This is a genomic window from Cytobacillus sp. Hz8 (assembly GCF_042263505.1).
GTDB lineage: Bacteria > Bacillota > Bacilli > Bacillales > Cytobacillaceae > Bacillus_BE.
Window position 1 is genome coordinate 16746 of record NZ_JBHKFI010000027.1, and the last position, 25608, is coordinate 42353.

Sequence of the window (25608 nt, forward strand, 5' to 3'; positions counted from 1 at the left end):
TTTTTTTTTGAATGGGTACATATTCTGAGGATTTTGAGGTTAATCTAAAATTGTTGAAAAAAGAAAAAAATTGCAGAAGAAAAAGTATTGACAACCTTTTCATAACACTGATATAATTTTATATTTTGTTTGACGTTATTGTGTTAATGTGATATACTTTACAGAGTGAGGTGGACCGAATGGCAAAAACATTATCCGATATTAAAAAAGCACTTGATTCAAATTTAGGAAAAAGGCTTTTGCTCAAGGCCAACGGTGGACGCAGAAAAACCATTGAGCGTTCCGGTGTACTAGCAGAAACGTATCCTTCTGTATTTATTATTGAATTAGATCAGGAAGAAAATGCGTTTGAACGTGTATCATACAGTTATGCTGATGTTTTAACAGAGACAGTACAAATTACATTCTATGAAGATACAACAGGACAGATGGCTTTAAGCTAATCGTATTTGTCCCTGAACGAAGCAGTGAACTGGGATTTGCTGCTTTTAGTTTTTTAAAAAATTTTTTTATTGTGGATTGAGGTTGTATTGGATTTTTTTGAGTGATGTTCACTTGAAGATGTCTAATAGCAACCTTTTTAAATATTATTAAAATGGATTCGATTTTGATTAAAGCTACAGATTTGGATTTGGGTGTTGTTATTCCTTCTCGGTAATGATTTCTACGAAGAGGTAGGAGATTATAATTTTTATATATCTTTTTTATTATTCTGATGAGGATATTAAAGCAATAGATCAAGTTCGCTAATCACATGGATGAATTGAAGCAATATGAAAAGAGCCTTACATAAAATCCTTAACAAACACCAGGAGCTTCTCATTACAAAAAATTCTTCCTTTTTGGATAAAATAGGGCTGCATGATTCTTCCTTTTCTATTCATATTATGAATAGTGGTGAAGAAAGGGGTTGTTTATTTTGGCCAGAAGAAGAGGAGTTATGTCTGAACGATTTAAAGAAGAGCTTGCAAAGGAGCTTGGATTTTATGATGTCGTTCAAAAAGAAGGCTGGGGTGGCATTCGTGCAAGAGACGCAGGAAATATGGTTAAACGTGCAATCGAAATAGCCGAGCAGCAGCTTGTTCATAAGCAAAAGTAAATGCTAAAAACAAGATGAGTACCAATAAAATGGTTTTCCTTTTCTGAAGACTTGAAAATAACAAAACAAATTCACCACGTTAAGGCCGGGAATTTCTCCGGCCTTATTTTTTTTGGGGCTGTTTATCTATCATTCTTAATCGATTATTTATTTTATCCCACTCTTAACGGACATTTTGACTCCCACTTCAAGATTCTGAGAATACGAAGAAGATAAGTGGGAGATTAACTGTCCGTAAAGGTCCGACGAGGGATTAAGGTCCTAGTCAGGCGAAGCCACAGGACGTGGCGTTATGAGCGTGATAAGTGAAATAAGATTTTTCTTTGGGATTCAGCCCTTAGAAAAATCAATCAGGCTCTGCGTGACTAACCATCAGTGGGGGATGAATGGCAGACTAAAAGCGCGACGTCAACACATAAGTCTGCACACTTCACGTCCTGTGCGTCGAAAACCCCCACTGATGGAAGTTTCACTTTATGTGGAAGCAGAGCTTTGGTTATTTTGATAAAGTTGGTTTATCTTCTTTTTCCATCATGAGAGAAATGCTAAAATATATTATTTGTGAAGATAGTTTTGGTTGTAAACGTCTTATATGATGGGTTTTGTGGTAAAATAGGACAAAAAATGGAGATGTTTGTTGAATATAGCAAAAGTAGGTGGAAGTGTGAAGTTCATGGTGAAGGCACCAGCAAAAATTAATTTGTCGCTTGATGTTTTATATAAACGGTCAGATGGCTATCATGAGGTAGAAATGATTATGACGACAATTGATTTGGCAGACCGCTTAGAATTCTCGTTATTGCCTCATAAAGAGATAAAGATTGTTTCTCATAATCGTTTTGTTCCTGATGATCAGCGGAATCTTGCTTATCAAGCAGCTAAGTTGCTTCAGGATCGATTTCAAATAGACGCAGGTGTAAAGATATCAATAGAGAAGAACATCCCTGTTGCGGCTGGTTTGGCTGGAGGAAGTAGTGATGCAGCTGCTACTCTGAGAGGCTTAAATAAGCTTTGGGGGTTAGGCCTATCTATGGAGACGTTAGCTGAATTGGGTGCAGAAATAGGCTCAGATGTCCCATTTTGTGTTTATGGGGGAACCGCTCTTTCCAAAGGAAGAGGAGAGAAGATTACCCATCTTCCTGCCCCGCCTACCTGCTGGGTCATTTTGGCAAAGCCTTTTATTGGGGTTTCAACAGCTGATGTTTATCGCCGCTTAAATCTGGAGCATATTGCGCATCCAAATACACAAAGTATGATTCAGGCTCTCGAAGAAGGCAGCTTTTTTGGTGTTTGTGATTATGTGGCTAATGTATTGGAGGATGTCACATTAAATCTTTACCCTGAGGTCGCTTTAATTAAAGATCAAATGAAGAGGTTTGGTGCGGATGCTGTTCTGATGAGTGGGAGTGGACCGACTGTATTTGGGTTAGTCCAGCATGACTCAAGAATGCAACGAATCTATAATGGATTACGCGGCTTCTGCGATCAAGTATTCGCAGTCAGAATGTTAGGGGAGAAGCATACCCTTGATTAATTCCGTATATTAATGATATATTATCATTAAATTATTCGGGTTTATGGAGGTTCATTTATGAAGTTTCGTCGTAGTGAAAGGCTAATTGATATGACGAATTATTTGCTAGAGCATCCTCGACAATTAGTGCCGTTAACCTTCTTTGCAGATAGATATGGATCAGCAAAATCGTCAATTAGTGAAGATCTTGCCATTATTAAAGAAACCTTTGAACAGAGAGGCATTGGCATACTGAAAACAGTTCCCGGTGCAGCAGGTGGAGTAAAGTTTTTTGTAAAAGTGTCAAAAGAGGAGACAAAAGAGACGATTGCCGAGTTATGTGAGCTCATGTCAAATCCAGAGAGACTTCTGCCTGGAGGTTATTTATATATGGCAGATATTTTGGGGAATCCTAATTTAATACAGAAAATAGGCAGGATTATTGCTTCAGCTTATGCTGATAAAAAAATCGATGTCATCATGACTGTTGCAACGAAAGGGATTACATTAGCTTATGCGGTTGCAAGTCACTTAAATGTCCCTGTTGTAATTGTTAGAAGGGATAATAAAGTCACTGAGGGACCAACTGTAAGTATTAATTATGTATCAGGCTCTTCAAAAAGAATTCAAACAATGGTCCTTTCGAAAAGAAGCTTAGCAGAAGGATCACGAGTTCTGATTGTTGATGACTTTATGAAAGCAGGGGGTACCGTGAACGGAATGGTTAGCATGATGGATGAATTTAAAGCGATTGTTGCCGGCATAGCTGTTCTCGTTGAAGCGGTGGAAAATCTTGAGGAACGATTAGTGGAAGATTACTTATCGGTCATTCAACTTTCTAATGTTAATATTAGAGAGAAGAAAATTAAAGTAAGCGAAGGGAATTATTTTTTAGAACTTAACTCATATAGGGGGAGAAAATGATGAAGGTAGTTCAAACAAGTAATGCACCAGCAGCAATCGGACCATACTCTCAAGGAATTATTGTAAATAATCTTTTTTATAGTTCTGGACAAATCCCTTTAACGGCAGAAGGCACTATGGTTGAAGGTGATGTTCAAGTACAAACTCATCAAGTTTTTAAAAATCTTAAAGCCGTGCTTGAAGAGGCAGGTGCATCATTCGATACGGTCATCAAGACAACTGTGTTCATTCAAAACATGGAGGACTTTGCAGCGGTTAATGAAGTCTATGGAGAGTATTTTTCTGCTCATAAACCAGCTCGTTCTTGTGTCGAAGTAGCAAAATTACCGAAAAATGCATTAGTTGAAATTGAAGTGATTGCGCTCGTTAAATAAAACGAGCCTTTTTTTGTGGTGAAGCGTAGTCCAAAGGTCATGAATTTATGTCAATCAAGTTAAATTATTTGAATTTTTGGGCAAAATAGATTAATTTGCCCTAATTTTTAAAAAATTTTTCCCGGAAAAGAAGGAAATGAAAGAATTCTGTTGAATTACTTATCTAGATTCAACTACAAAAAAGGTGGTGAACAAAAATGGAAGTAACAGACGTAAGATTACGCCGTGTAAACACTGATGGTCGGATGAGAGCAATTGCCTCCATTACATTGGATAATGAATTCGTAGTTCATGATATCCGTGTTATTGATGGAAATAATGGATTATTCGTAGCGATGCCAAGTAAGCGTACTCCGGATGGTGAATTCCGTGACATTGCTCATCCTATTAATTCAGGTACACGCGGTAAGATTCAAGAAGCGGTTTTGGCTGAATACCATCGTCTCGGTGAATTAGAAGTAGAATTTGAAGAAGCCGGAGCTTCCTAGGATACAAACAACGAGGGCCTACTTCATAAGTAAGGCTCTTTTTTGTGTGTAAAAAAGATTATGGTTTCTTTTCGCCCTCATTCTTTTCCCCTTTTAATCTCTTATTTTATTATCTTCCATAAATTATTTCACGATTATGCATTGACAAATATATGTACTTTCGTTTCATTCCTTGAAAATAACGATTATTTAAGATATATTCTTAAATGGATACAAAGGTTAAATTGGAGGCCTGTTAATGTTGAATCGGTATGCGATTATATTAGCCGCTGGTCAGGGGACGAGAATGAAGTCCAAACTTTATAAGGTACTTCACCCTGTTTGCGGCAAACCAATGGTCCAACATGTTGTTGACCAAGTGTTAAAGCTTAATATAGCCAATATTGTCACAATTATTGGACATGGTGCTGACCTTGTTAAGGCCACATTAGGAGAACAAAGTAGCTATGCCTTACAAGAGAAGCAATTAGGCACTGCCCATGCTGTTATGCAGGCGAAAGAGATGCTTGCTTCTAAAGAAGGTGTGACGTTAGTCGTTTGTGGTGATACTCCTCTTATTACCGCAGAAACCTTTGATGCTTTAATTAAAAATCATGAGGAAAAGTCTGCAACTGCTACAATATTAACAGCTTGGACGGATGACCCTACCGGTTATGGACGCATTGTTCGTAACGAAAAGGGACTTGTGGAGAAGATTGTCGAGCATAAGGACGCTTCAGAGGAAGAACGGTGCATTAAAGAGATTAATACAGGCACCTATTGTTTTGATAATAAGGCATTATTTGAAGCCTTAGAAAAGGTCTCAAATGATAATGTCCAAGGCGAGTATTATTTACCTGATGTAATAGAAATAATGAAAAGCGAAGGAAAAGTTGTTAGTGCATTCCAAACAAATGACTTTGCTGAAACTTTAGGGGTAAATGATCGTATTGCATTATCGGAAGCAGAGAGCATCATGAGAAAAAGAATTAATCAAGCTCATATGCGTAATGGAGTAACGCTGATTGACCCTGTTTCAACGTATATCGATTTAGATGTTGAAATTGGTTCCGATACAGTGATTTACCCAGGAACGATGCTAAGAGGCACAACTAAAATCGGAAATGACTGTCAAATTGGCCCGAATACGGAGATTAAGGATTGTCGAATAGGGAATGAGACAACGATTCGTCAATCTGCTGCTTTTAATAGTGTGATTGGAGCTTCCGTTAATATTGGACCATTTGCGCATATTCGTCCGCAATCAGAAATTTTTGATGAGGTAAAAATTGGCAATTTCGTAGAAATTAAGAAATCAGTTTTTGGAAAGGGCAGCAAAGCATCTCATCTTAGCTATATTGGAGATGCAGAGGTGGGCAGTGATGTGAATATTGGCTGTGGTTCTATTACTGTTAACTACGATGGAAAAAATAAGTTCCTAACGAAAATAGAGGATGAAGTTTTTATTGGCTGTAATTCAAATTTAGTTGCACCTGTTACAATTGGAAAAGGTGCTTATGTTGCAGCGGGATCAACTATTACTAAGGATGTTCCAGGAGAGGCACTATCTATCGCGCGAGCTCGCCAAGAAAATAAAGAAAACTATGTTAATAAATTAAATATAAAGAAATAAGCAATCGGAGGTTCTTCATGTCCAACCAGTATTTAGATCCAAACTTAAAAGTATTTAGTCTTAATTCAAACCCGGAATTAGCTCAAGAAATCGCTGATGTAATTGGTGTTGAGCTTGGAAAATGTTCAGTCACTCGTTTTAAAGATGGGGAGATTCAAATTAATATCGAGGAAAGTATTCGTGGTTGTGATGTATTTGTTATTCAATCCACAAGCTCTCCTGTCAATGAGCATTTAATGGAGCTACTCATTATGCTTGATGCTTTAAAACGTGCTTCAGCAAAAACGATTAATATTGTTATGCCTTATTATGGTTATGCTCGTCAGGACCGTAAAGCTAGAGCTCGTGAGCCAATCACAGCAAAGTTAGTGGCAAATCTTTTAGAAACAGCTGGTGCGACTCGAATGATTACGCTTGATTTGCATGCACCACAAATTCAAGGATTTTTTGATATTCCAATTGACCATTTGATGGGTGTTCGAATTTTAGCAGACTACTTTGAAAACAAAGAGTACGATAAGGATATCGTTATCGTTTCTCCTGACCATGGTGGCGTAACAAGAGCAAGAAAGATGGCGGAAAGACTTAAAGCACCTATTGCTATTATCGATAAACGTCGACCTAAGCCAAACGTTGCGGAGGTTATGAATATCGTTGGGAATATCGAAGGAAAAGTAGCTATTCTCATTGATGATATTATCGATACAGCAGGAACAATTACTTTAGCTGCAAATGCATTAGTAGAAAATGGGGCGGCAGAGGTTTATGCTTGCTGTACACATCCAGTTTTATCAGGTCCTGCCATTGAAAGAATCGAAAACTCCAAAATTAAGGAGCTTGTTGTGGCCAATTCTATTGCTCTTCCAGAGGAAAAGAAAATCGGTAAATTAAGACAACTATCTGTAGCTCCATTAATTGGGGAAGCCATTATTCGTGTTCATGAGGAACAATCAGTAAGTACGTTATTTGATTGATGATTTCTATTAGGCTTGCTGTAAGGCAAGCCTAATGAACTATTTGTTGATTCTTATTACATAAAATGGACACTTATGTTTAGATCTTCCTTATTTAGGGCATCTAATAAATGAGACAGCCTTGAAAACAAATGAGGAAGGGGATTAATCTATTCATGAACGCTTTACTACGTGCGACAGAACGAAAGGGATCACGAAAATCAGATTTATCCAATTTACGGAAGCAGGGTAATATTCCCGCTGTTGTCTATGGTTCTCATTTAGATAGTAAATCCGTATTTATCGATGAATCCGATTTGAAAAAGATGATTAGAGATGTTGGCAGAAATGGAGTTATCTCTTTAGAGCTTAATGGGGATCAGCATAATGTTGTAGTGACGGATTATCAGTCTGATCCACTGAAGAGAGAAATAATCCATGTTGATTTTCTAGCGGTTGATATGTCAAAAGAAATCACTGCAGATGTCCGAATTGTTCTTATTGGTGAAGCTCTTGGTGTTAAAGATGGTGGAGTATTACAGCAATCGTTGCATGAAGTGTCTATCTCAGCTAAACCAGCAGAAATTCCTTCTGATATTGAAGTGGATGTGACAAATCTCCAGGTTGGTGAGGTTCTTACAATTTCAGATATCAAAGGAGCTAATGGAGTCCATTTTAATCATGAAGAAGATGAAGTCATTGCTTCTATCCTTCCTCCTAAACAAGAGGAAGAAATTAATTCTGGAGAAAAGCAAGAATCCGATCCTCCTAAAAATGAAGAGGGAAGAGAAACAAAAGCTAGTGAAGAATCTTGATGGATAGATTGGCAAAAGAAAAATAGAAAAAGGGACTGACCCTGTCAGCCCCTTTTTATAGTGAAATAGTAATTTTGGGGTGAGGTTATGAAACTTATTGTTGGTTTGGGCAATCCGGGAAAGCCCTATGAGCATACAAGACATAATATTGGATTTGACGTAATCGAACAATTGTCCGAAAATATAAGTATACCCTTAAATCAAGCAAAGTTTAAAGGAATATACGGTATGGGAAATGTGGGCGGAGAAAAAATCTTTCTGCTAAAGCCACTAACCTATATGAATTTATCAGGAGAATCTATCCGTGCTATTATGGATTATTATGAAATAGATAAAGAGGATTTGCTTGTCATTTATGATGATTTGGATTTACCCGTGGGGAAAATTCGTTTACGTGAAAAAGGGAGTGCTGGTGGACATAATGGAATAAAATCCACTATTCAGCACATAGGAAGCCAAGAATTTAATCGCATTCGTGTAGGGGTTGATCGTCCTAAAAATGGGATGCCAATCACGGATTATGTTCTTGGAAGATTCAGCAAGGATGAGCAAGAGGTTATTAATACCGTGATAAAAAGGTGTGCAGATGCATGTGAAGCTTGGTTCCAAAAACCGTTTATTCAAGTTATGAATGAATATAATCAATAAAGCTTCTCATGATTTAGAGAATAATCGCATAAACTATTTTTAATGAATAAAGTTCCTCATAATCGGTTAATAATAGAAATATTGAACTGATATGGGGAGGGACAGGCATGGCTATTCATTATCGTTGCCGTCATTGTGGTGTTGAGTTAGGAACAATAGAGAGTCTGTCAATTGAAACGAACCGTTTAGGTTTTCATAAACTAACCGATGACGAACGACTAGATATGATCTTTTATAGTCCATCGGGGGATATTCAAATTAAAGTAATTTGTGAGGACTGTCAGGAGCTGCTTCAACGAAACCCAGACTATTATCAATATGACTTTCTTATTCATTAACCTAGCTTTGGACTCATGATCCAAAGCATTTTTCTGTTTATATATTTTCGGATGATGGGATTTACCCTATTTCCAATTTTAGCATAGTATAATTTTTGTTTTTGTGTGAAGGGAGGGACCAAGATGTTGGGATTAAAACATCTATTTAAAGAACTGGATGATACAAAGTCAGTAATTTCTGGAATTGAAGAAGGGATAAAAGAACAATTAATAGCTGGCTTCTCTGGATCTTCACGAGCCGTTTTTTTATCGTCTATTTTTGAACAGACAAGAAAATCGATGTTGATTGTCACGCATAATTTGTTACAGGCACAAAAACTATATGATGACTTTTCAACACTTTTAAATCAAGATCAAGTCTTCTTATATCCGGCAAATGAGCTTATTGCTGCGGAATTAAGTATAGCAAGTCCTGAATTAAAGGCTCAAAGAATTGAAGTTTTAAATTATTTGACTCATGGAAAAAGCGGGGTCATTATTATTCCAATGGCTGGGCTCAGAAAGCTATTGCCACCTGTTTCCCTTTGGAAAAATTACCAGTTAACCATGAATGTTGGGGATGAAGTAGAACCTGATGACTTGCTTTTGAAATTAGTAAAAATGGGTTATGAGCGTGTCGAATTGGTTTCCTCACCAGGGGAGTTTAGTGTTAGAGGCGGAATCATTGATATGTATCCTCTAACTGAACAGGACCCAATCCGTATTGAACTATTTGATACAGAAATAGAATCAATTCGTACCTTTTCGATTGATGATCAACGTTCTAAAGAAAAAATCAAACAATTAAATATTGGTCCAGCAACCGAAGCCCTTTTTGAAGAGGAAGATTATAATCGGTTATATCAAAACCTAGAAGATGGATTAGCAAATAGTCTTAAGAAGCTGAAGGATGAAAAAGCAAAAACACAGCTTATGCAAAATATCTCGTATGATTTGGAACAGCTTTCGAATCGTCAAAAGCCTGAACAGCTAAGTAAATATCTATCGTTAGCATATGAGAAGGCTAATAGTATCATAGATTATTTACCTCGTAATAGTATTATTTTTATAGATGAAATTAGTAGAGTTCAGGAAATGAATGATTCTTTAGAGAAGGAAGAAGCGGAGTGGTTTACAAGTCTTTTAAGTGAAGGACAGATCATCCATGGAATTAAGCTATCTCATCAACTTCATGAGATCACCCACCATTCCCAATATCCAATTGTTTACTTATCCTTATTTTTACGACATGTTCCTAATACGAATCCACAAAATATTATCAATGTAACTTGCAAACAAATGCAAAATTTCCACGGCCAAATGAATGTGTTAAAAGGGGAATTGGATCGTTTTCAGAAAGGGAGATATTCTGTTCTCTTTTTAGGTCCGGATAAAGATCGAGTGAAAAAGCTTGAACGGGTGTTAGAGGATTACGGCATTGAAGCCTCTATAATCCAAAATGATCAAGAACTGTTAAAGGGTCATGTCCAAATCTTGCAAGGGAACTTACAAACAGGATTTGAACTCCCACTTCAAAAAATTGCGGTTATAACAGAAGAGGAATTATTTAATAAAAGAACCAAACGGGTTTCAAGACGCCAAAAGTTATCAAATGCTGAACGGATTAAGAGTTACTCTGAATTAAAGGTTGGCGATCATGTTGTTCACGTCAACCATGGAATTGGGAAATATTTAGGAATAGAAACCTTAGAGATTAATGGGGTCCATAAGGATTATCTTCATATTCGTTATCAAGGGAATGATAAGCTCTATGTTCCCGTTGAACAGATTGACCTCGTCCAAAAGTATGTTGGTTCAGAAGGTAAGGAGCCCAAGATTTACAAATTGGGTGGCAGTGATTGGCAGCGTGTAAAGAAAAAAGTACAATCCTCTGTTCAGAATATAGCGGATGATCTGATCAAGCTATATGCGGAAAGAGAAGCGGCTAAAGGATTTGCTTTTTCACCAGATGGAGATATGCAGCGAGAATTTGAGGCCTTCTTCTCTTATCAAGAAACAGAAGACCAGCTTCGTTCGATTTATGAGATTAAAAAAGATATGGAAAGACCTCGTCCAATGGATCGCTTATTATGTGGCGATGTTGGATATGGAAAAACAGAGGTTGCGATTCGCGCAGCATTTAAAGCGGTTTCAGATGGGAAACAGGTGGCTCTTCTTGTGCCAACCACTATACTTGCTCAGCAGCATTATGAAACATTAAGAGAAAGATTTCAGGACTACCCGATCAATATTGGTTTATTAAGTCGTTTTCGAACCAAAAAACAGCAAACCGAAACGATTAATGGGTTAAAAAATGGTTCTGTAGATATTGTTATTGGGACCCATCGTATTCTATCGAAGGACATATCTTATCGAGATTTAGGGCTTTTAATCATTGATGAAGAACAACGCTTCGGCGTCACACATAAAGAAAAAATAAAGAAGTTAAAAACGAATGTCGATGTACTAACCTTAACGGCAACACCAATTCCAAGGACCCTTCATATGTCCATGTTAGGGGTTCGTGATTTATCTGTTATCGAGACACCACCTGAAAATCGTTTTCCAGTACAGACTTACGTGATGGAGTATAACGGCGGTTTAGTCCGGGAAGCGATAGAGAGGGAACTTGCAAGAGATGGGCAGGTTTATTTCCTCTACAATCGAGTTGAGGACATTGAACGAAAAGCGGAAGAAATTTCGATGCTTGTTCCAGATGCAAGAGTGGTCTTTGCTCATGGAAAAATGACGGAGAATGAATTAGAAACTTCTATGCTAACCTTCTTGGAAGGCGAAGCGGATGTCCTCGTAAGTACTACAATTATCGAAACAGGTGTTGATATTCCTAACGTCAATACATTGATCGTTAGCAATGCTGATAAAATGGGGCTTTCACAGCTATATCAATTACGTGGGCGTGTAGGGAGATCTAATCGAGTTGCGTATGCTTACTTCACTTATCAAAAGGATAAGGTATTAACAGAGGTGGCTGAAAAACGCCTTCAAGCCATTAAGGAATTTACTGAGCTCGGATCTGGCTTTAAAATTGCCATGCGGGATTTGTCAATTCGAGGTGCCGGTAATCTCTTAGGGGCTGAGCAGCACGGATTTATTGATTCTGTTGGGTTTGATTTATATTCTCAAATGCTTAAGGATGCTATTGAAGAGCGAAAAGGAGACCATGCGGAGGAAAAACAAGAAACAGTGGAAATTGAATTGCAACTTGATGCTTATATCCCTGATGCTTATATTGCTGATGGCCATCAAAAGATTGAAATGTATAAGCGATTTAGAGGTCTTTCCTCCATGAATGATATGGAGGAATTAGAAACAGAAATGCTTGATCGATTTGGTGAGTATCCTGATCAAGTGGCTCTGTTATTGCAAATTTCTGAACTAAAAATCCATGCCATGCAGGTCGGTATAGAATCGATCAGACAAGTTAAAAATGAAGTCACGATTCTACTATCTGAAAAAGGGACAGCAAAAATAGATGGCGAAAAAATCTTCACGATTACTAGTAAGTACAGTAGAGTAGTAGGCTTAGGAATGGAAGGACAAAAGCTTAAACTAGTTGTTCATACGAGGGGGATGTCCATAAGAGATTGGCTTAATGTTACATTTGAATTATTGCAGCTTCTGATAAAGGCGAAAAAAGAGGAAGAGGAAGCAGTATCTTAAGATTATGAAGTAAAAATTTCCATTTTTGGGATTAATAAGATATAAGAGAAAAATTCATTGAATGTGTATAGAACTTTCCATATGAAAGATACTAATTTCAAATACGGCGATGATTACAAATTGCTTAACTAGAACATCGCCAAATCAATCATCATATGAAAGTGAGGCAACGTTAGATGAAAGCAACTGGTATTGTTCGTCGTATCGATGATTTGGGTCGTGTCGTAATTCCAAAGGAAATTCGTAGAACATTGCGAATCCGTGAAGGGGATCCTTTAGAAATCTTCGTGGATCGCGATGGTGAGGTCATATTAAAGAAATATTCTCCAATTAGCGAGTTAAGTGATTTTGCAAAGGAATATGCAGAGGCCCTTTTTGACAGCCTTGGAAATCCAGTACTAATTTGTGATCGAGATACGTATATAGCCGTTGCTGGCAGCTCAAAAAAGGATTATTTGAATAAAAATATTAGCGAAACCGTAGAAAAAACGATGGAAGATCGGAATTCTGTTCTCATCAATCAGCAGGATGAGGTTTCCTTAGTTGATGGACAGAGTGAATCGATTTCATCTTATACGGCTGGTCCAATTATTGCGAATGGAGATCCGATTGGTGCTGTTATCATTTTCGCCAAGGAGGCAACTCTTGGAGATGTGGAGCAAAAGGCAGTAGAGACAGCAGCAGGATTTTTGGCAAGACAAATGGAATCATAATGGTTTGGGAAGCGAGCATGCTACCCCTCATCAAAGTATGAATAAGAATTATCTAAAAGGGGTGGCCGAAGTGCTGCCTTTTTTATACTGTAAAAAAGTTTAAATTGGCAACAGTCATTTTAATATTTTACGTAGAGGCCCATTTTAGGAGAATAAATGCATGAGGGAAGCTTCCGAGTAACGCTTCTCAGCCGCAAAAGGCGTTTTTTTTCAGAGAACCATGCCTTTGTCTTTACCTGAGGGCTCGCTAATCGGCGAGTTTTCTTTATTTTATGAAAAGGGTCCTGATATCTGTGCTATAATACGGTGGAATCTTTACTCTGGAAGGAGTTGGGCGATAAGCCCTATGAATTATTCGAATCAAGTATTTAAAGGAACCTTCATTTTAACCATCGCAGCCCTTTTAACAAAAATATTAAGTGCTGTTTATCGGGTCCCTTTTCAAAATATAGTAGGGGATGTAGGTTTTTATATTTATCAGCAAGTCTATCCCTTTTATGGTTTTGCTTTGTCTTTGGCAACGTATGGGTTCCCAGTTGTAATTTCTAAGCTGTATATTGAATATGGGAATCATAAGGATCGGACAGAATTAAAAAAACTTATTTTTATTACAGCTCTACTCCTATCTCTATTCGGGTTAGGTATGTTTTTAGTTGTTTTTTTTGGTTCTGATTGGATTGCTTTGCAAATGAAAGATCCGCAGCTTTCCGTTCTCTTAAAAGTGATTGCTTTTATCTTTTTGTCATTTCCCATTGTTTCCCTTTTTAGGGGTGTTTTTCAAGGTGAGGGAAATATGGTGCCGACAGCTGTATCACAAGTGAGTGAACAATTAATCCGGGTCGCGACCATCTTAATCGCCTCTCCTTTGCTTCTCTATCATGGCTATTCCCTTTATGTGGTAGGAGGAGGCGCCTTTTTTGGGTCAATAATCGGAAGTGGCACAGCGGTTATTGTATTACTATCCTTTTGGCTGTATCAGAAAAAGACGTTCAAGATTCATCTTCAATCCATGGTTCGAACCATTCAATTTCATGAGATAAAGGTCATTGGAAAGCTATTATTGATGGAAGGACTCGCTATCTCTATAAGTAGTTTGTTGCTTATCCTCTTGCAATTAGCTGACTCTTTGAATTTATATTCTTTACTTGTTCATGTTGGTATGGAAAAAGAGGCAGCCAAGGAATTGAAGGGAATTTATGATAGGGGTCAGCCATTGATTCAGCTAGGTACGATTTTGGCGACTTCGATGTCCTTGTCTTTAGTTCCAATGATCACAAGTGATAAGCTTGCTAATAAGACAGAGCTATTATTAGATAAGGTGCGTCTCTCTTTAAAAATTAGCATTTTTGTCGGTATTGGCGGGACAGTCGGACTTTATTCTATTATTAAACCAACGAATCTCATGTTATTTGAGAATACTCAAGGTTCTCATGTTTTAGCGATAATTTCATTTTTGATATTATTTGCGTCGATGATTATGACTTTATCGGCGATTTTACAAGGATTAGGGAATGCAATTTTCCCTGCTATTGTGATCGTTAGTGGATTTTTCGTTAAGTATGGTTTCAATATTTTATTTGTTCCGCTTTATCAAACATTAGGTGCAGCGATAGCTTCTGTATTGTCATTTGTATTTATTTTTATCCTATTGTATATTCGGTTGAGCAAATATTTTCAAGATTCATTAATGAATTGGAAATTATATGTTCAGATTGGAGTGGCTGCAGTTTGTATGAAGCTTGTTTTGGATTGTTATCTTTTAGTAACTGATTTTCTCTACCAATTTGGACATGACAGAATGATAGCTCTTGTTCAAGCATTAAGTGCTGTTTGTCTTGGAGGTTGTGTTTTTGTAATCGTTGCCCTTAAGGGAGGTACCTTTAAAGAAGAGGAACTATATTTCTTACCGTTAGGGAGCAAACTGATATGGTTATTGCCAAAACGAAATAGGAGCGAAGAAAAGGAATGAAAAAAATTACAATAGTAGGTCTTGGTGCAGGAGATATTGAACAATTACCCTTAGGTGTCTATCGAGCATTGGTAGGTGCAAATCGGATTTATTTACGCACAAAGGAGCACCCGGTAATAGAAGAGCTTGTGAAAGAAGGGGTTTCGTACCAATCATTTGATGACGTTTATGAGAAACATCAAACATTTGAAGCTGTGTATGAGGAAATCAGTGAGACCTTATTACTTGCAGCAAAGGATGAATCCATTATATATGCTGTACCAGGGCACCCAATAGTTGCGGAGCGGACGGTTCAGTTATTATTGGAACGAGGACCAAAGAGAGGAATTGAGATTGAAATAGGCGGGGGTCAAAGCTTTCTAGATGCCTTATTTCAAGCGGTGATAGTTGATCCGATCGAAGGATTTCAACTTCTTGATGCCACAAGCTTAAAAAGGGATGAAATTCAATTAAAGCAGCATCTCGTCATTGGACAAGTATATGATGGAATGGTAGCATCTGATGTGAAATTAACCCTTATGGAAAAGCTTCCTTATGATTACGATACATATATCGTAACCGCAGCGGGAACAAAACAGGAGGTTGTTAAGAAAATTCCCCTTTATGAGCTGGATCGGGAGGTAGGATTAAATAATTTGACTTCTATCTATATTCCACCAGTTAAAGAAGAGGAGCTTCTATATAGTGAATTTTCTAAGCTTCGCGAGATTATTTCCATCCTGCGTGGACCGGATGGCTGTCCATGGGATAAGAAACAAACCCATGACTCCTTAAAAAAATATTTAATCGAAGAGTGCTATGAACTGATTGAAGCTATTATGGAAAAAGATTTTGACCATATGATTGAGGAATTAGGCGATGTCTTGTTACAGGTCATGCTGCATGCACAGATAGGGGAGGATGAAGGTTATTTTTCCATTGAGGACATCATTAAAGGCTTGTCTGAAAAAATGGTTCGCCGTCATCCGCATGTATTTAGTACGGCAACTGTCAATGACGAAGAGGATGTCTTGAAAAATTGGCAAGAGATAAAAAAAGCTGAAAAAGGTGAGGGAACACCATCGATTCTAATGGATGTAAATTATAGTCTTCCTAATCTTTTACGTGCCAGTGAAATTCAAAGTAAAGCTTCAAAAGTAGGATTTGATTGGAATGAGGTCGAACCTGCGTGGAATAAAGTACTTGAGGAAATGGAAGAGTTTAAGGCTGAGTGGGGAAACAAGGAGCGAAGGCAGCAGCAATTACAGGAATTCGGCGATATTTTATTTGCTCTGGTAAATGTTGCACGATTTATGAAAATCAATCCAGAAGAAGCTTTATTTGCCACAAATCAAAAATTTATTCGGCGGTTTTCTTTTATCGAACAAAAGGTAAATGAAAATGGGAAGGATTTTTCCGATTATACCCTAGAAGAATTGGATCAGTTTTGGGATGAAGCGAAGAGTATAGGAATGTAACCTACTATGATGTTTGATGAAAGCAGGAAGGTGAGTGAAATCCATGCGATTAGATAAATTTTTAAAAGTTTCGAGATTAATTAAGCGCAGAACCTTGGCGAAGGAAGTATCTGACCAAGGGAGAATTGCGATTAATGGTGTACAAGCAAAGGCAAGTTCCAATTTAAAAGTGGGCGATTGTTTAACGATTCGTTTTGGGCAAAAGATTGTTACGGTGAAGGTGGAAAAATTACAAGAAACCTCTAAAAAAGAAGATGCAGCAGAAATGTACTCAATTATTGGGGAAGAAAAGGTTGAGTAATTCCTCTTTTTTATCCCTTTTTATTGATTCTAACTAACAATCAGAAAAAATGGCTTGTTCTAATTATCCCTATTTCCACATAAACATGTACAAAAAGGTGTACAAGGGATAGTGAGGGATAATCATGAGTCAATACTATGATACAAATTCAACAAAAGGTCCAGTTCAAGAGCATGACGTCATTATGAGAGGGAGAAAATTACTTGATATTACAGGTGTTAAACAGGTAGAGAGCTTTGATAATGAAGAATTTCTTCTTGAAACTGTGATGGGTTTTTTGTCCATTAGAGGTCAAAATTTGCAAATGAAAAACCTGGATGTTGATAAAGGAATTGTCTCCATTAAAGGGAAGGTCTTTGAAATTATTTATTTAGATGATCAACATGGGGAGAAAGCTAAAGGCTTTTTTAGCAAATTATTCCGATGACACTTTCGACACAATTCCTTACCATGCTATCCATGATTGGTATGGGCTGCTGTTTCGGTGCAGCGTTGGATACGTATAATCATTTTCTTCAAAGGCCTAAAAGACGGGGCTTGATTGTTTTCTTTAATGACATCCTTTTCTGGACGGTTCAAGGATTAATTATTTTTTATATCTTATTTTTGGTCAATAAAGGTGAATTAAGGTTTTATATTTTCTTAGCCCTATTATGCGGTTTTGCTGCCTATCAAAGTTTTTTTAAACAGCTTTATTTGCATGTACTAAGAATTGTCATCTCAACAATTGTCGTGATTTATCGTTTTATTGTGAAAATATTCCTCAATTTGGTGTATAAACCAATATATTCATTGATAATGGCGGTTATCTCACTTATCATTATTCTAGGAAAGGGTCTTTATACTCTTGTTCGTTTTATAATAAGGACCTTACTATATATAATAAGAATTGCCTTAAAGCCGATAAAATGGCTCTTTCTGTTACTATGGAATAATTTGCCGAAAGGTATTAAAAATTTCGTCGAGAAGTTATATAATAAAGTGGCAGGATTTTTTCTTAAAATAAAGAAAATAATTAAGTAGTAGCACACATTACTTTTATCGTTTTTTTGTAAGGGGGGTGCGTAAATGAGTGCAATTAGGAAACGGAACATTTCCAAAATCCAAACAAACTATGTGAGACAGCAAGAGAAGGAAGAAGCATATACAGCTAAGAGGAAAAAGCGAGTTGTAAGGAGATTATCGGTGTTTTTTGTTTTAGTTGCTATTTTATCATATTTTATGATTTCCTCACTCATTTCGCAATCCTATACGATAGATCGTATGCAATCTCAAAAGGCACAATTAGATAAGGAATTAAAGGATTTAAAAGGTCAAGAGAATGATTTGAAGGAGGAAGTTGTAAAGCTAAATGACGATGAATACATAGCAAAGCTGGCAAGAAAAGATTATTTTTTATCAAAAAAGGGGGAAATTATCTTTAATCTTCCTGAGGATAATGAAAAGGAAAATATATCTGAATAGTTGGCTTATTGACACTCTTTTTTTTCATTCTGTATAATATAGTATAAGTTAATTTTTTATATACCTTTAAGGAGGAACATTTTTTTTATGTCAATTGAAGTAGGCAGCAAGTTACAGGGAAAAGTAACAGGCATTACTAATTTCGGAGCATTTGTGGAGCTGCCGGATGGCTCAACCGGTCTTGTTCACATCAGTGAAGTCGCAGATAATTATGTTAAAGATATTAATGAACATCTTAAAGTTGGGGACCAAGTAGAAGTTAAGGTCATCAATGTTGAAAAGGATGGAAAGATTGGCCTATCAATCAAAAAAGCAAAAGACAGACCGGAAAGACCCGAGAGATCTGAAAGGCCTGAGAGAAGTGGGAGAAGTGATTACAGAGGGAACTCTGGTCGCCCACGCCAGGGTAGAGGAAATGATAGTCGTCCTGTAAAAGAAAACTTCGAGACAAAGATGGCAAGGTTCTTAAAGGATAGTGAAGATCGTCTGTCATCTTTAAAACGCAACACGGAATCAAAACGTGGCGGAAGAGGAGCTAGAAGAGGTTAACTTGCTGCTGATTATTATATAAATAGCGGGTTTATTCAAAAGCAAACCAATAAAGATTGGTTTGCTTTATTTTTTTAAAAAGATTTGAACATTTTGTGAAAATTGTTGAAAAATGTTTTTATGGGAAAAGTGATTAAATCAAGAATTTTCCAATTTTTATCAAATGGAGAAATAGAAAATTTGTTCCCTTTTCGTGGATTAAGGTGAAATGCGTCGAACAAAACTTAATGGCTTGTCCGCAATTTTGACAAACTTTTATCAAACATCCCCTTATAATAATCAGAAATACTACTGAAAAAGGGTGTGTGGTTAAATGGAAAAGGTAGAGAGGAACATGATCGAGCCTCTTGGAGAAGTAGATTTTTCAAGCACAAAGGTAGAGTTGGCTAATAGTATGCAGAGATTTCTATTAAAGCTTGAAACTTTTTTTATTAAAAAAGGGTACATTCTTTTAATCATTGGTTTCTTACTTGGACGGGCTTTAATCTTATCAAAACTTACTCCATTCACTCTCCCATTTTTTGCAGCTGTATATTTTATTAGGAGAGACAAAGCACCTTTGGCATTGATTGGTCTAGTAGCGGGGGCAACTACGTTATCTATGACAGATGCGGTTTCTACTTTTGCCATTTGCCTCATATTTTTGGTCCTATCAAAATTCATGAAAAACTCTACGGAAAAGGAAATGAAGGTCATGCCTTTTATTGTCTTTTCCACAATTCTATTAGGAAAATTAGTAGAACCATTCCTTTTAACCGACCAAATTACTTTATATGATGGCATGATGGCAAGCGTTGAAGCTAGTTTAGGGTTTATTTTGACTTTTATTTTTTTGCAAAGCATTCCATTTTTAATGATTAGTAAACGAAAGCAATCGCTGAAAACGGAAGAGATTGTCTGTTTAATCATTATGCTCGCCTCCATTATGACGGGTACGATTGGATGGTCCGTATATGATCTCTCCATAGAACATATTATGTCAAGGTATCTAGTTTTATTATTCTCTTTTGTAGCAGGAGCCACCGTGGGATCAACTGTTGGTGTTGTGACAGGACTCATTTTTAGCCTTGCAAATGTCTCGAGCTTAAACCATATGAGTCTACTTGCATTTTCTGGACTCTTGGGAGGACTTTTAAGAGAGGGGAGGAAGGTTGGTGTATCAATCGGTTTGCTTGTAGCAACTTTATTAATTGGTATGTATGGAGGTGGGAGTGGGGGTTTATTAAAGACAGTGCTTGAATCAACGGCGGCAATTCTCATTTTTTTATTAACTCCTCAAGTGTTTACCTCAAAAATGGCGAAATATATCCCTGGGACGCCAGAATATTCAGCTGAACAGCAGCAATATATGAGAAAAATGCGCGATGTAACCTCACAAAGAGTAGAGCAATTTTCCAACGTTTTTCATGCCCTTTCCAATAGTTTTTCTTCTTTCGATGAGACACTCCATGAATATGACCGAGAAAAGGAATTGGACTATTTCTTAAGCAATGTAACTGCGAAAACATGTCAAAACTGTTTTAAAAAAGAACATTGTTGGTCAAGGAACTTTGATACAACATATGACTATATGCGAGAGATTATTAACGAAATGGATCAACATGATGGAACAATTCCGCATAAGCTGACTAGAGAATGGGACAAGCATTGTACAAAAGCAAAAAAAGTGACAAATGCGATTCATCAAGAGCTTACCTTCTTTCAAGCAAATCAAAAGTTAAAACAACAGGTTAGAGAAAGCAGAAGATTGGTAGCTGATCAATTATTAGGTGTATCTAAGATAATGGGTGATTTTGCAAAGGAAATCCAAAGGGAAAGAGAAAATCATTATAAACAGGAAGAATTAATTTTAGAAGCATTACAGGAATTTGGAGTAGAGATTGAAAACGTAGAAATTTATAATCTCGAACAGGGGAATGTTGATATCGAGATTACGATTCCTTATTACCAGGGCCATGGAGAAAGTGAAAAACTGATTGCTCCAGTCCTTTCAGATATATTAGGAGAAACAATCATTGTAAGCAAGGAGGAATATAACTCGGTACTAGGAGGAGTATGCTGCGCAACTTTTCGATCTGCGAAAGCCTTTACAGTGTTAACTGGGGTTGCGCATGCGGCAAAGGATGGAGGTTTTGTTTCAGGGGATAGCTATTCGATGATTGAACTTGGTGGTGGAAAGTATGCGATTGCTATTAGTGACGGAATGGGCAATGGAGAACGAGCCCATATTGAAAGCAATGAAACTTTGAAGCTTTTGAAGAAAATCATGCAATCGGGAATAGATGAAAAGGTGGCGATTAAATCAGTAAACTCCGTCTTGTCCTTAAGAACAACGGATGAGATCTTTTCGACTCTAGATTTAGCAATGATTGATTTGCAGAATGCTAGTGCGAAATTTTTGAAAATTGGCTCATCCCCCAGCTTTATAAAAAGAGGAAATAAAGTTATTAAGATTCAAGCAGGTAATTTACCGATGGGAATTTTGGAGGAGTTTGAAGTGGATGTAGTTGGAGAGCAGCTAAAAGCTGGAGATGTTTTAATTATGATGAGTGATGGCGTGTTTGAGGGACCAAAGCATGTTGAAAATTATGATTTGTGGATGAAGAGGAAAATTCAGGAGTTAAAAACGGATGATCCTCAAGAAATTGCTGATTTAATTATGGAGGAGGTTATAAGAGGGGGAGCAGGAAATATTGAGGATGATATGACGGTCGTAGTGTCTAAGATTAAACATAATACTCCTAAATGGGCAACCATCCCCATTCATAAATATCATCAAAAAGCGAACTAATTAATTATTTTCAGCAAGAAGCTTTGAAGATATGTATAAATCATCCCTAACACGTCGAAAATGTTAACAATTTACAAATTGGAGGGGAGTAAATGAAAACAGGAACATTAAAGCAAATTTTACTAATCACGGATGGTTGCTCAAATCAAGGAGAGGATCCAGTTGCAATGGCAGCACTTGCGAAGGAACAAGGGATTACTGTGAACGTCATCGGAGTGATGGACCATGATGTCATTGATGATAATGGAATGAATGAAATTGAAGAAATTGCGTTGTCTGGTGGAGGGGTGAGCCAAGTCGTTTTTGCGACTCAACTCTCTCAAACAGTGCAAATGGTGACAAGAAAGGCTATGACGCAAACCCTTCAAGGTGTGGTCAATCGTGAGCTTCAACAAATTCTTGGTGGTTCAAAAACAGTGGAAGACTTGCCTCCTGAAAAAAGAGGGGAGGTAATGGAGGTCGTTGATGAATTAGGGGAAAAGGTGGAATTAGAGGTGTTGATTCTTGTCGATACAAGCGGAAGTATGAAACCTAAATTGTCCACAGTAAAAGAAGCCTTATTAGACCTTTCCCTAAGCTTAAATGCACGTAGTGGCGATAATCGGTTCTCGGTCTTTGTATTTCCCGGGAAAAAGAATGATGTCGAAAAATTGCTGGAATGGACACCAAAGCTTGAATCACTCCGAAGTATTTTCCCTAAATTAACGACCGGTGGTACGACTCCTACAGGTCCAGCTATTCGTGAAGCATTAACCTATTTTAAGAAAAAAAGATCATTAAGGAGCTTGCTATCTCGTGATGATGAACAGTTCTTCGAAGAGTCTGTCTAATATTATTCCTGGAACAATCATTGAAGGAAAATGGCATAAAAATCGATACACCGTTCAAAACGTACTTGGTTCAGGGGCGAATGGGATCGTCTATTTAGTTCAATTTCAGAATAGGCAGGTTGCTTTGAAAATAAGTGATAATGGAATGGCCATAACATCCGAGGTTAATGTTCTGAAATCCTTTCAAAAGGTCCAAGGGTATACCCTCGGGCCTTCTTTGATTGATGTTGATGATTGGGAAAAGGGTGATAAGAAGATTCCTTTCTATGTAATGGAATATATCCATGGTCCGGATTTATTAACCTTTGTGAGGAAAAGAGGTTATGCCTGGACGGGGGTATTAATTTTACAACTGCTTTCAGATTTGGAAAGCATGCATCATAATGGTTGGATTTTTGGGGATTTAAAGCCAGAAAATTTAATTGTAACAGGACCTCCTTCAAAGATTCGATGTATCGATGTTGGTGGAACAACGATACAAGGACGAGCGATAAAGGAGTTTACCGAGTTTTATGATCGCGGTTATTGGGGTATGGGTAGCCGGAAAGCAGAACCTTCTTATGATCTCTTTGCCGTTGGGATGATTATGATAAATACTGCGTACCCGAAACGTTTTTCTAAAACGACAGGTGGGATGAAGCAACTTAAACCATTAATCCAACAGAAGCCAGAATTACAAAAATTCGAAAAAATTCTTATTCAGGCACTAGAGGGTCATTATCAAAGTGCTAAACAGATGAGGGACGACATGCTGGAACTATTTAGTTTCCAATTAGCTGGAAATCAGGAAAGCAAAACACGGCAAAAGATGCGGAACAAGCCAACAAGTGCAAAGGGGACGATGGTAGGGAGAAGAATAAATAAAAAGAAAAGAAGGAAAAAAGGAATTATCGAGTCCTTTATTATTTTGATGATTATTTCATTTTTATATTTTCTCTATATTTACGAGCAAATTTTATAAAAAATGCTCTTCAAATGAAACCTTTTGCCTATTAAATCGTATTACTTGAGATAAAATGCAGGAATCATCAATGCTTCTTTTTATTTTTTATCAATACTGTACTAAGTTTTGATGGATAATAGTGATTAGTGGTAAGCTTAAACCAACCATTATGAAATGGATATAAAAGAAATTAGCCATTAAGGAAGAAGCATATGATTGGAAAAAAAGTTGAGAATTTCTTGCATCAAAAAAAATTTCATATTGAAAATTCTAGAGTATTGGTTGGGGTTTCAGGGGGTCCGGATTCTTTAGCGCTTCTCCATTTATTGTGGAAGAATCAGAAGAAGTGGAATATTGAGATTTTTGCAGCTCATGTTGACCATATGTTTCGAGGGGAGGAGTCTTATGAAGAGGCACTTTTTGTTCAAGAGTTTTGTAAAATAAGAAATATTGCTTTTGAAATGAAACAGGTCGATGTTCCACAATATATGGAACAGACGGGATTAAGTTCGGAGGTTGCAGCAAGAGAATGTCGGTATCAGTTTTTTGCAGAAGTTTTTGTCAACAACAAGATTGATTATCTGGCATTAGGGCATCATGGGGATGACCAGGTAGAAACCATTCTAATGAGATTGACAAGAGGAAGTACAGGAAAGGCAAGGGCTGGTATTCCTTTTGCTCGGACTTTTAATACAGGCTATATTTTCCGCCCCTTTTTGTGTTTGTCCCGAGTAGAGATTGAAGCTTATTGTACCTATTATGAGCTAAACCCTAGAAGAGATCCAAGTAATGATACGCTTGAATATAGTAGAAATCGCTTTAGACATCAAGTTTTACCATTCTTGCATCAGGAAAACCCTCAAGTTCATTTACAATTTGAACGTTTTAGTGACGAGTTGAGTAGTGATGAAGATTTTCTTCAGCAATTATCCATTCAGGAAATGAGTAAGGTAATGAAAGTGCAAGAACAGGGTAAAATAGTGATAGGAATAAAGGATTTTCTAGCATTACCAATGCCTTTACAAAGGAGAGGTATTCAACTAATATTAAAATATCTATATAAGGAAAAACCTGCATCTTTATCCGCTATACATATTGACCAAGTTTTTGTATTAATCACAAATCCACATCCTTCAGGTATATTGGATTTTCCAAATGGATTAAAAATCGTTCGGTCATATGATGAATGCCAATTTCTTTTTGGTCTTCAAGAGGCAGAGCCCTATAGGATTGAAATCTCTAAGACCGGCTCATACCTATTGCCAAATGGAGCTAGATTCGAAATGGTTTATGCTGATGAAGAATGCGATGACAAAGACTTATATACATTAAAATTAAATCTAGAAATTTCCTTGCCCATTATCATTCGATCTAGAGAAAAAGGAGATAGAATGACTCTTAAAGGCATGACCGGGACAAAAAAACTAAAAAACCTTTTTATCGAACAAAAGGTTCCGGTTCAGGAGCGAAATAGCTGGCCTGTTGTAACGGATTATTCGAATCAAATTCTCTGGATTCCAGGATTGAAAAAGGCGAACCATCCTTTTGTGGGGAATTCTAGTAATCGGTACATACGTTTAAAATATATTAAGCATGGATCTTCTAGGGGGGCACAAAGAAATGAAAAATGATATTGAAAAGGTTTTAATCGCGGAAGAGGAAATTCAAGAGAAAATAAAGGTACTAGCTGGGCAATTGACGGATGAGTATCAAGATAAATTCCCATTAGCTATTGGAGTATTAAAGGGTGCAATGCCATTTATGGCTGATTTATTAAAACGGGTAGATTGTTACCTTGAAATGGATTTTATGGATGTATCCAGCTATGGAAATTCAACGGTTTCTTCTGGTGAAGTAAAAATCATCAAGGATTTAGATACTTCAGTTGAAGGTCGTAATTTATTAATTATTGAGGATATTATTGATAGTGGCTTAACTCTTAGCTACTTAGTCGAACTTTTCCGATACAGAAAGGCGAAATCAATTAAAATTGTTACTTTACTGGACAAACCGACTGGAAGAAAGGTTGACATAAAGGCAGATTATGTTGGCTTCCAAGTTCCAGATGCATTTGTTGTTGGTTATGGTTTAGATTATGCTGAAAAATATCGTAATCTTCCATATATCGGGATTTTAAAACCGGAAGTATACAGTGACAACATTTAAA

Annotated in this window: 25 protein-coding genes; all 25 read left to right on the plus strand. The window is 37.1% G+C overall.

Annotated features, from left to right (window positions below; translation table 11 throughout):
* The first annotated feature begins 179 nt into the window (after positions 1–179).
* Positions 180–443 (plus strand): biofilm formation stimulator Veg, encoded by a 264-nt coding sequence (gene veg, locus ACE38V_RS21545; RefSeq protein WP_375844606.1) that lies wholly within the window; start codon positions 180–182, stop codon positions 441–443.
* A gap of 476 nt (positions 444–919) precedes the next feature.
* Positions 920–1099, plus strand: a complete 180-nt coding sequence (locus ACE38V_RS21550) for a small, acid-soluble spore protein, alpha/beta type (protein WP_375844607.1) — start codon at positions 920–922, stop codon at positions 1097–1099.
* A 664-nt stretch (positions 1100–1763) separates the two neighbouring features.
* Positions 1764–2633 (plus strand): 4-(cytidine 5'-diphospho)-2-C-methyl-D-erythritol kinase, encoded by an 870-nt coding sequence (ispE, locus tag ACE38V_RS21555; protein ID WP_375844661.1) that lies wholly within the window; start codon positions 1764–1766, stop codon positions 2631–2633.
* A 57-nt stretch (positions 2634–2690) separates the two neighbouring features.
* Positions 2691–3536: a pur operon repressor gene (gene purR, locus ACE38V_RS21560; protein ID WP_375844608.1), complete on the plus strand. Its 846-nt coding sequence runs from the start codon at positions 2691–2693 to the stop codon at positions 3534–3536.
* The gene (locus ACE38V_RS21565; RefSeq protein WP_375844609.1) at positions 3536–3910 is read left to right on the plus strand and encodes a RidA family protein; all 375 of its coding nucleotides are present in this window, start codon (positions 3536–3538) and stop codon (positions 3908–3910) included. The genes purR and ACE38V_RS21565 overlap by 1 nt, the downstream gene beginning before the upstream one ends.
* 197 nt (positions 3911–4107) lie before the next feature.
* Entirely contained in the window at positions 4108–4398 is a 291-nt protein-coding gene (spoVG, locus tag ACE38V_RS21570; RefSeq protein WP_003347151.1) for a septation regulator SpoVG, read from the plus strand.
* A 238-nt stretch (positions 4399–4636) separates the two neighbouring features.
* Positions 4637–6010 (plus strand): bifunctional UDP-N-acetylglucosamine diphosphorylase/glucosamine-1-phosphate N-acetyltransferase GlmU, encoded by a 1374-nt coding sequence (glmU, locus tag ACE38V_RS21575; protein ID WP_375844610.1) that lies wholly within the window; start codon positions 4637–4639, stop codon positions 6008–6010.
* A gap of 17 nt (positions 6011–6027) precedes the next feature.
* Positions 6028–6984 carry a ribose-phosphate diphosphokinase gene (locus tag ACE38V_RS21580; RefSeq protein WP_375844612.1) on the plus strand — a complete coding sequence of 319 codons (957 nt, stop codon included), beginning with the start codon at positions 6028–6030 and terminating at the stop codon, positions 6982–6984.
* 155 nt (positions 6985–7139) lie between these two features.
* On the plus strand, positions 7140–7778 hold the full coding sequence (locus ACE38V_RS21585) for a 50S ribosomal protein L25/general stress protein Ctc (protein ID WP_375844613.1): 639 nt from the start codon (positions 7140–7142) through the stop codon (positions 7776–7778).
* Between the two features lie 87 nt (positions 7779–7865).
* The gene (gene pth, locus ACE38V_RS21590; protein ID WP_375844614.1) at positions 7866–8426 is read left to right on the plus strand and encodes an aminoacyl-tRNA hydrolase; all 561 of its coding nucleotides are present in this window, start codon (positions 7866–7868) and stop codon (positions 8424–8426) included.
* Between the two features lie 107 nt (positions 8427–8533).
* On the plus strand, positions 8534–8764 hold the full coding sequence (fin, locus tag ACE38V_RS21595; protein ID WP_375844616.1) for an anti-sigma-F factor Fin: 231 nt from the start codon (positions 8534–8536) through the stop codon (positions 8762–8764).
* Positions 8765–8887: 123 nt separating this feature from the next.
* Positions 8888–12424 (plus strand): transcription-repair coupling factor, encoded by a 3537-nt coding sequence (gene mfd / locus ACE38V_RS21600; RefSeq protein ID WP_375844617.1) that lies wholly within the window; start codon positions 8888–8890, stop codon positions 12422–12424.
* Positions 12425–12600: 176 nt separating this feature from the next.
* Entirely contained in the window at positions 12601–13137 is a 537-nt protein-coding gene (gene spoVT / locus ACE38V_RS21605) for a stage V sporulation protein T (protein WP_375844619.1), read from the plus strand.
* 346 nt (positions 13138–13483) lie between these two features.
* The gene (locus tag ACE38V_RS21610) at positions 13484–15106 is read left to right on the plus strand and encodes a putative polysaccharide biosynthesis protein (RefSeq protein WP_375844621.1); all 1623 of its coding nucleotides are present in this window, start codon (positions 13484–13486) and stop codon (positions 15104–15106) included.
* Positions 15103–16563, plus strand: a complete 1461-nt coding sequence (yabN, locus tag ACE38V_RS21615) for a bifunctional methyltransferase/pyrophosphohydrolase YabN (protein WP_375844623.1) — start codon at positions 15103–15105, stop codon at positions 16561–16563. The genes ACE38V_RS21610 and yabN overlap by 4 nt, the downstream gene beginning before the upstream one ends.
* A gap of 43 nt (positions 16564–16606) precedes the next feature.
* Positions 16607–16864, plus strand: coding sequence for an RNA-binding S4 domain-containing protein (locus ACE38V_RS21620; protein ID WP_375844663.1), 258 nt, complete (start codon positions 16607–16609; stop codon positions 16862–16864).
* 124 nt (positions 16865–16988) lie between these two features.
* Positions 16989–17291 (plus strand): sporulation protein YabP, encoded by a 303-nt coding sequence (gene yabP, locus ACE38V_RS21625; protein WP_375844624.1) that lies wholly within the window; start codon positions 16989–16991, stop codon positions 17289–17291.
* A complete protein-coding gene (gene yabQ / locus ACE38V_RS21630; RefSeq protein ID WP_375844626.1) occupies positions 17288–17887 on the plus strand; it encodes a spore cortex biosynthesis protein YabQ in 600 nt (199 codons plus the stop codon). Before yabP ends, yabQ begins: the two co-directional genes overlap by 4 nt.
* Before the next feature lie 45 nt (positions 17888–17932).
* Positions 17933–18328 carry an FtsB family cell division protein gene (locus tag ACE38V_RS21635; protein ID WP_375844628.1) on the plus strand — a complete coding sequence of 132 codons (396 nt, stop codon included), beginning with the start codon at positions 17933–17935 and terminating at the stop codon, positions 18326–18328.
* An 87-nt stretch (positions 18329–18415) separates the two neighbouring features.
* On the plus strand, positions 18416–18877 hold the full coding sequence (locus tag ACE38V_RS21640; RefSeq protein ID WP_375844629.1) for a S1 domain-containing RNA-binding protein: 462 nt from the start codon (positions 18416–18418) through the stop codon (positions 18875–18877).
* A 313-nt stretch (positions 18878–19190) separates the two neighbouring features.
* A complete protein-coding gene (gene spoIIE / locus ACE38V_RS21645; protein WP_375844631.1) occupies positions 19191–21668 on the plus strand; it encodes a stage II sporulation protein E in 2478 nt (825 codons plus the stop codon).
* Between the two features lie 92 nt (positions 21669–21760).
* The gene (locus ACE38V_RS21650; RefSeq protein ID WP_375844633.1) at positions 21761–22498 is read left to right on the plus strand and encodes a vWA domain-containing protein; all 738 of its coding nucleotides are present in this window, start codon (positions 21761–21763) and stop codon (positions 22496–22498) included.
* A complete protein-coding gene (locus ACE38V_RS21655) occupies positions 22467–23459 on the plus strand; it encodes a serine/threonine protein kinase (RefSeq protein WP_375844665.1) in 993 nt (330 codons plus the stop codon). Before ACE38V_RS21650 ends, ACE38V_RS21655 begins: the two co-directional genes overlap by 32 nt.
* A gap of 194 nt (positions 23460–23653) precedes the next feature.
* On the plus strand, positions 23654–25072 hold the full coding sequence (gene tilS, locus ACE38V_RS21660) for a tRNA lysidine(34) synthetase TilS (protein ID WP_375844635.1): 1419 nt from the start codon (positions 23654–23656) through the stop codon (positions 25070–25072).
* On the plus strand, positions 25062–25607 hold the full coding sequence (gene hpt / locus ACE38V_RS21665; RefSeq protein ID WP_375844637.1) for a hypoxanthine phosphoribosyltransferase: 546 nt from the start codon (positions 25062–25064) through the stop codon (positions 25605–25607). Before tilS ends, hpt begins: the two co-directional genes overlap by 11 nt.
* Position 25608 lies beyond the last annotated feature (1 nt).

Coding starts and splice junctions, on each gene's coding strand:
- yabN (WP_375844623.1), top strand. CDS start 15,103: ATGAAAAAAATTACAATAGTAGGTCTTGGTGCAGGAGATATTGAACAA.
- tilS (WP_375844635.1), top strand. CDS start 23,654: ATGATTGGAAAAAAAGTTGAGAATTTCTTGCATCAAAAAAAATTTCAT.
- ACE38V_RS21635 (WP_375844628.1), top strand. CDS start 17,933: ATGAGTGCAATTAGGAAACGGAACATTTCCAAAATCCAAACAAACTAT.
- ACE38V_RS21565 (WP_375844609.1), top strand. CDS start 3,536: ATGAAGGTAGTTCAAACAAGTAATGCACCAGCAGCAATCGGACCATAC.
- ACE38V_RS21620 (WP_375844663.1), top strand. CDS start 16,607: ATGCGATTAGATAAATTTTTAAAAGTTTCGAGATTAATTAAGCGCAGA.
- fin (WP_375844616.1), top strand. CDS start 8,534: ATGGCTATTCATTATCGTTGCCGTCATTGTGGTGTTGAGTTAGGAACA.
- yabQ (WP_375844626.1), top strand. CDS start 17,288: ATGACACTTTCGACACAATTCCTTACCATGCTATCCATGATTGGTATG.
- ACE38V_RS21580 (WP_375844612.1), top strand. CDS start 6,028: ATGTCCAACCAGTATTTAGATCCAAACTTAAAAGTATTTAGTCTTAAT.
- purR (WP_375844608.1), top strand. CDS start 2,691: ATGAAGTTTCGTCGTAGTGAAAGGCTAATTGATATGACGAATTATTTG.
- glmU (WP_375844610.1), top strand. CDS start 4,637: ATGTTGAATCGGTATGCGATTATATTAGCCGCTGGTCAGGGGACGAGA.
- hpt (WP_375844637.1), top strand. CDS start 25,062: ATGAAAAATGATATTGAAAAGGTTTTAATCGCGGAAGAGGAAATTCAA.
- yabP (WP_375844624.1), top strand. CDS start 16,989: ATGAGTCAATACTATGATACAAATTCAACAAAAGGTCCAGTTCAAGAG.
- ACE38V_RS21650 (WP_375844633.1), top strand. CDS start 21,761: ATGAAAACAGGAACATTAAAGCAAATTTTACTAATCACGGATGGTTGC.
- ACE38V_RS21610 (WP_375844621.1), top strand. CDS start 13,484: ATGAATTATTCGAATCAAGTATTTAAAGGAACCTTCATTTTAACCATC.
- spoVT (WP_375844619.1), top strand. CDS start 12,601: ATGAAAGCAACTGGTATTGTTCGTCGTATCGATGATTTGGGTCGTGTC.
- spoVG (WP_003347151.1), top strand. CDS start 4,108: ATGGAAGTAACAGACGTAAGATTACGCCGTGTAAACACTGATGGTCGG.
- mfd (WP_375844617.1), top strand. CDS start 8,888: ATGTTGGGATTAAAACATCTATTTAAAGAACTGGATGATACAAAGTCA.
- ACE38V_RS21640 (WP_375844629.1), top strand. CDS start 18,416: ATGTCAATTGAAGTAGGCAGCAAGTTACAGGGAAAAGTAACAGGCATT.
- veg (WP_375844606.1), top strand. CDS start 180: ATGGCAAAAACATTATCCGATATTAAAAAAGCACTTGATTCAAATTTA.
- pth (WP_375844614.1), top strand. CDS start 7,866: ATGAAACTTATTGTTGGTTTGGGCAATCCGGGAAAGCCCTATGAGCAT.
- ACE38V_RS21655 (WP_375844665.1), top strand. CDS start 22,467: ATGATGAACAGTTCTTCGAAGAGTCTGTCTAATATTATTCCTGGAACA.
- spoIIE (WP_375844631.1), top strand. CDS start 19,191: ATGGAAAAGGTAGAGAGGAACATGATCGAGCCTCTTGGAGAAGTAGAT.
- ACE38V_RS21585 (WP_375844613.1), top strand. CDS start 7,140: ATGAACGCTTTACTACGTGCGACAGAACGAAAGGGATCACGAAAATCA.